The 1,509-nt window shown below is 71.0% G+C and carries 2 protein-coding genes; one reads left to right on the forward strand and one right to left on the reverse strand.

Annotation, left to right across the window (positions count from 1 at the left end; translation table 11 throughout):
• Positions 1–2 precede the first annotated feature (2 nt).
• Complete coding sequence (pyrR, locus tag AB0I11_RS33430) at positions 3–587, reverse strand: bifunctional pyr operon transcriptional regulator/uracil phosphoribosyltransferase PyrR (protein ID WP_357329791.1); 585 nt, start codon at positions 585–587, stop codon at positions 3–5.
• 284 nt (positions 588–871) lie between these two features.
• Between pyrR and AB0I11_RS33435 the strand changes: the two genes are divergently transcribed.
• Positions 872–1,360: a transcriptional regulator gene (locus AB0I11_RS33435; RefSeq protein WP_007458348.1), complete on the forward strand. Its 489-nt coding sequence runs from the start codon at positions 872–874 to the stop codon at positions 1,358–1,360.
• The last annotated feature ends 149 nt before the right edge of the window (positions 1,361–1,509 follow it).

Raw genomic sequence — 1,509 nt, forward strand, 5'->3', positions numbered from 1 at the left:
GCTCACCGTGACCCCCCGTACAGCTTGACCTCGTCGGCGCCGTCGGTCTCGGCGAGGGTGACCTTCACGCTCTCGGCGAGCGCGGTCGGGATGTTCTTGCCGACGTAGTCGGCGCGGATCGGCAGCTGGCGGTGGCCGCGGTCGACCAGCACGGCGAGCTGCACGGAGGCCGGGCGGCCGACGTCGCTGAGCGCGTCGAGGGCGGCCCGCACGGTGCGGCCGGAGAAGAGCACGTCGTCGACGAGGACGACCCGCCTGCCGTCGATCCCGCCGGGCGGCAGGTCGGTCGGGCCGACCGCGCGGGTGGCGTGCCGGCGCAGGTCGTCGCGGTAGAGCGTGATGTCGAGCACGCCGACCGGGACGGTCACGTCCTCGAAGGTGCTGATCCGGGCGGCGAGGCGCCGGGCCAGCGGCACGCCCCGGGTGGGGATGCCGAGCAGCACGGTGTCGGCGGCGCCCTGGGTCTTCTCCAGGATCTGGTGGGCGATGCGGTCGACCACCCGCGACACGTCGGCGGAGGCGAGGATCACCTTCACCGAGGGTTGTCGCGGCGGCGACGGTGACTGGGCAGCCGGTGGGTAGGCCACGGCGGACCTCCTTCCCCGCCTCACGGGACGGGTCGTTAAAGGACGTCTGGTCTTCCGGCGGGCCGCCTACGGCCCGGACCGGGGCTTCACGCCACGTTACCAGCGGTCACCGGGATGGTCGTCGCCGGTACTGACCGCCGGGTCAGCCCGGAGAAATGGGGACAACCCACACCGGCGCTCCTGACCGGGTCGCCTCGAACACTTGACCACGTGTCGCAATCCCCGTACCGTCACGCTCCGTAGCGATAGCTGGGAGAACCCCGAGCAGCACTGGGAGTGTCCGAATGCCCTCTGAATACGCCAAGTCGCTGGGCGCCCGCCTGCGCTCCATCCGCCAGCAGCAGGGCCTGTCCCTGCAGGGGGTGGAGGAGAAGTCGAACGGGCGGTGGAAGGCCGTGGTGGTCGGCTCGTACGAGCGCGGCGACCGGGCCGTCACCGTGTCCCGCCTGGCGGAGCTGGCCGAGTTCTACCGCGTACCCGTCTCGGAGCTGCTCCCCGACGGCAGCGGGGTGCGCCACGAGCCCACCAGCAAGATCGTCCTGGACCTGGAGCGGCTCTACGACGAGGCCTCCGAGGACCTCGCCTACGTAGCCCGGTACGCGCGCGCCATCCAGCAGCAGCGCGGTGACTACAACGGCCGGGTGCTCTCCATCCGCGCCGACGACCTGCGCGCCCTCGCGATCGTCTACGACGCCTCGCCGTCGGGCCTGATCGAGCGGCTCACCGAGCACGGTGTGCTGGTCGCCGACCCGCGCGCGTTCTTCGCGTCCTGACCCACGCTGTCCCAGCGGAAGGGCCCGTGCCGTCCGGATGCTGTTGGTTAATTCGGGTTCTGCGTGACGTCGGCCTTCAAGACCTGGTTGTGGTCTTGAAGGCCGACGTTTTCGTATTGGGGTGGGTTGCGGGTGTCGATGCGGTCGCG

It is taken from the genome of Micromonospora sp. NPDC050495 (genome assembly GCF_040655175.1).
GTDB lineage: Bacteria > Actinomycetota > Actinomycetes > Mycobacteriales > Micromonosporaceae > Micromonospora.

Bases quoted from the DNA above. Each gene is read 5' to 3' on its own strand.
- AB0I11_RS33435 (WP_007458348.1), top strand. From the start codon at position 872: ATGCCCTCTGAATACGCCAAGTCGCTGGGCGCCCGCCTGCGCTCCATC.